The following is a 3,928-nucleotide window of genomic DNA, read 5'->3' as shown; positions in this document are numbered from 1 at the left end:
CTCGTGCGCCTCAACCCGAGAAGCCGGGCCGAATTCGCATTGTCGCCGAGAGCGTAGATCTGCCGCCCGAGCGGCAGATATCGCAATAGAAGCGCAATCAGCAGACAAAGCAGAACGGCGATCGTGGCCCCGAGCGGCAAGCCGTAGACGCGCCCGTAAGCGAGAAAGTTGAAGCCCCGAGGTACGCGGCCGACGGGCCCGAGCGCATAGAGGAGCGTCACGCCCTGTAGGATCGCGCCCATGCCCAACGTGACGATCAAAGGATGCACCCGCAAGATAATCACGAAGCAGGCGTTCAGGCAGCCGACCAAAGTTCCCAGCGCCAGTACGGCAATGACCACGGGGACGACGCGATCAGGGGTGTTGTCGATTAGCCCCGAAGTCAGGCAGGAGGCGAGGCTGATCAGGGATCCAACGGAAAGATCGATGCCGCCCGAGAGTATTGTCAGCGTTTGTCCAATGCTCACCAACGCCAGGTCGGTGGTCTGCTCGAACACGTTCAAAAAATTGCTGAAGCTCAAAAAACGGTCCGACACGATCGCGCCGATAGTGCAGACGGCCCCGATCAGAAGCAGCACGCCCGAAAGGCCTGCCATGTTCCGCAGCCAACGTGGCATCTCCATCAGGGCGACGTCAGAGCGGGTCACGCCGCGCGCTCACTGGTCGCGAGATGCAGGATGCTCTCCTGCGTGGCTTCGCGGCTTGCGAGCTCGCCGGTGATGCGGCCCTCGCGCATGACGATGATCCGATCCGCCATGCCGATGACTTCGGTCAATTCCGAGCTGATCATTAGGATCGCGACACCTGATTCGGCGAGTTTGCGCATGATGCGATAGATCTCAGCCTTGGCACCCACGTCGATCCCTCGCGTCGGCTCATCCAGGATCAGCACACTTTTGCAGATCCGCGCCCAGCGCGCGACTATGACCTTTTGCTGGTTCCCGCCGGACATGGTCGCGACCTTTGTCGCGGGTCCGCGGCAGACGATGCGATAGCGCTCGATCTCGCGCGCGGCGATTTCGGTTTCAAGCCTTCGGTCGATGAGCCCACGCCGTGTGACCTCGGACAATGAGGGCCCCGAGATGTTCGCCGCTATGTCGAGCAGCATCGCCAAGCCCTGCGATTTGCGATCCTCGGTGACCAGGCCCATCCCGAGCTGGATGGCGCTGGAGGGCGACATCGAGGTAAAGCGCCGGCCGGCCAAATGGATCGCACCGCTCCGGATCGGAGCCGCGCCGAACAGGCCAAGCGCCAGTTCCGAGCGTCCGGCCCCGACCATGCCGGCGAGCGCCACAATCTCGCCGGCCCTCAGTTCGATCGAGATTTCCCGAACGCGCTCGCCCACTGCGATGTTCTCGGTGCGCAGCACGGTCTTGCCCCTTGGCCCCTTAGTTGCCCCTGGGGGAAAGAGATCGCCGAGATCGCGGCCGACCATCATTGAGATTAGGCGCTCACGGGTAACGTCCGCGATGTCATGCGTTCCGACCAAACGGCCGTCTTTCAGCACAGTGACACGGTCGCAGATCGCAAAGACCTCATCCAGGCGATGGGAAATGAAAAGTACCGATACACCGCTGTCACGCAGGCGGCGGAGAAGATCGAATAGTGAGGTGACCTCGCGGCCGGCGATGACAGCTGTAGGCTCATCGAGTATCAGAAGCTTGACGTTACGCACCATCGCGCGGGCGATCTCGACCATCTGTTGATTGGCGACCGACAGGGAAGAAACAGTCGCGTCGACGTCGAGTGAGACACCAAGCTTTCGCAGCAGTTCCGTCGCCTCTCGCCGCGTCCGCGCATGATCGACAAGACCGAACCGGTTGCAACGCTCGTGGCCAACGAAGATGTTTTCCGCAACGGACAATTTCGGGAACAGCGCGAATTCCTGATAGACGACGTGGATGCCACTGTGCTTGGCGTCGCGCGGCGAAGACCAGCGTGCCGGTGTTCCGGCAAAACCGATCTCGCCTTCATCCGGGGCGTAGGCTCCAGCGACGATCTTGATCAGCGTCGACTTGCCGGCGCCGTTTTCACCAACCAGCCCATGAATCTCTCCCGATCGAACCTCGAGGTTCACGCCGGAGAGGGCGCGAACGCCTGGAAAGCTTTTCGAGATGGCTTCAAGCGTCAGCATGGACGGCTTGCGCTTCGCCCGCACTCCGGCGATCGCGCCGGCCCGCGGGCAGACACGCGATCAGTGAGGAAAGTCGATCTTGAACGTGCTCGGATTGTAGCCTGGACCCATGCCACCCGATACCAGCATATCGTCGGGACCGTCCGGGACGACGTGCTGTTCGACATACATGTCGGGGTGTGGGATCGATGGCGTCTCGTCGCCGTGCGTCAGTACGACGTTGCTGTTGATGGTGTAAATACAGGGAACGGACGCTCCCGACAGGACTTTCAGAGCAACTTCCAAGGCGACGCCCATCATGGCTGGAGGATAGTCGATGTCGAGTAGCGGGAATTTATCCTTGAGCGCCATCTTCATCGGCCCGTTCATGTCGGCCGAGGTGATAGGAGGGATCTCGTTACCCTTCCAGCCTGCCTCCAGGAAGGCCTCGATGGCGCCGGGCACCTGCAAACCATGCGGCGCGAACACCGCGTTGATGTTGTGGCCGTATTTGGCGATCATCGCCTGCATCACCTGCTTGCCCTTCACCGGGCTCCAATCGGAGTAGACGGTGTCCAGGATCTTGATGTCGGGATAGGCGCCGAACACTTGCATCGCTGGCTTGACGCGATTTTCGTTTGGGCTCGAACCCGCTTGTCCACCGAGAATGATGACATTGCCCTTGCCGTGCAGCTTCTCGACGATCCACTGCGCGAAAAGGCGGCCCATCATTGCATCCGAAGCGGTGACGAAGGTGACAAAGTTATCGGAATCGACGCGGCGGTCGACCATGACGACGGGAATGCCGCGCTCGGTGACCTGTGTGACGGCGGGGTCGAGCGCCTGCGAGGTGTTGGCGCTGACGATCAGGAGGTCGACGCCGCGAGAGACGAGATCCTGAATATCCGCGACCTGCTTGGCGTCGTCGTGACCGGCGTCTGTGATCAGGAGCTTCTTGACCACGTCGGCATGATCATGCGCGGCTTTCTCCAGCGAATGTAGCCCCACTACACGCCAGCTGTCGCCAAGGCCCGCATTGGCAAATCCGATGACATAGGGAGGAGCTTTCTTGAATTTTGAGGTGTCTCGAATGCAGACATCCAGCGCCGGATTGAAAAGGAATGTGCGCGGTGCACCCGCATACTGCGCGTTTGCGGGCGTCGGTGCGGCCGCTGCAAGACAAGCCAGCGACAGGCAACTCGCGATGATCGCCTTCATTTCAGGTTCCTTCCCTTGTGCCTTGGTTGCTTCTTGCGGCGACTTGATCGTCGCTCTTGGCCAGCCGGCCCGCATCAGAAAGTCGTGGCAGAACGACGCTCAAAAATGCGTCGATACAAGTATCTTCAGCTTATCGTTGGTGGGCGCGGTAAGTACGTCGAAGCCCTTGGCGATGACATCCTCGGCGCGAATGCGGCCATCGATGATCTTCGAGATTGGCAGCTTGCCGGATTCGACCAGGCCGATGATACGCGGCCACATGGTGATCGGGTAACACCAGGTCGCCTCGATGGTGATGTCCTTCAGCGCCCACAGCATTGGATCGGTCGAGGCTTTGCCGACGTGAAGGCCAGCCTGGACGACAGTGCCGCGGCGGCGTACCGCCTCGACGCAGGTGTTGAGCGCGTTCTCATTGCCCACGCATTCGATGGCGATGTCGACGCCGACATTTTCCTCCGTTTGGGCCTTGACGTTCGCGACGACGTCGTCGCTCTTGGGATCATAGACGCCGGCGCAGATGTCCCAGCTTTCAATAGTTCGACGCCGCGACTCGTTGGGTTCTGAGACAAAAATTTTTGCAGCACCCGCAGCGTGTGC

General features: G+C 60.7%; 4 protein-coding genes. All 4 read right to left on the bottom strand.

What is annotated here, in order from left to right; translation table 11 throughout:
- On the bottom strand, positions 1-647 hold a 647-nt coding region (locus tag JOY90_RS22125), incomplete at its 3' end, for an ABC transporter permease (RefSeq protein ID WP_291693242.1).
- Positions 644-2,134: a sugar ABC transporter ATP-binding protein gene (locus JOY90_RS22120; protein WP_291693241.1), complete on the bottom strand. Its 1,491-nt coding sequence runs from the start codon at positions 2,132-2,134 to the stop codon at positions 644-646. The genes JOY90_RS22125 and JOY90_RS22120, both read right to left, overlap by 4 nt.
- A 60-nt stretch (positions 2,135-2,194) precedes the next feature.
- Positions 2,195-3,331 (bottom strand): ABC transporter substrate-binding protein, encoded by a 1,137-nt coding sequence (locus JOY90_RS22115; RefSeq protein ID WP_291693240.1) that lies wholly within the window; start codon positions 3,329-3,331, stop codon positions 2,195-2,197.
- A 99-nt stretch (positions 3,332-3,430) separates the two neighbouring features.
- Positions 3,431-3,928 (bottom strand): zinc-binding dehydrogenase (locus tag JOY90_RS22110; RefSeq protein WP_291693239.1); only part of this gene is annotated, 498 nt, incomplete at its 5' end.

It is taken from the genome of Bradyrhizobium sp. (assembly GCF_019242285.1).
Lineage (GTDB): Bacteria > Pseudomonadota > Alphaproteobacteria > Rhizobiales > Xanthobacteraceae > Bradyrhizobium.
This window is presented reverse-complemented; position numbering and strand designations above follow the sequence as displayed.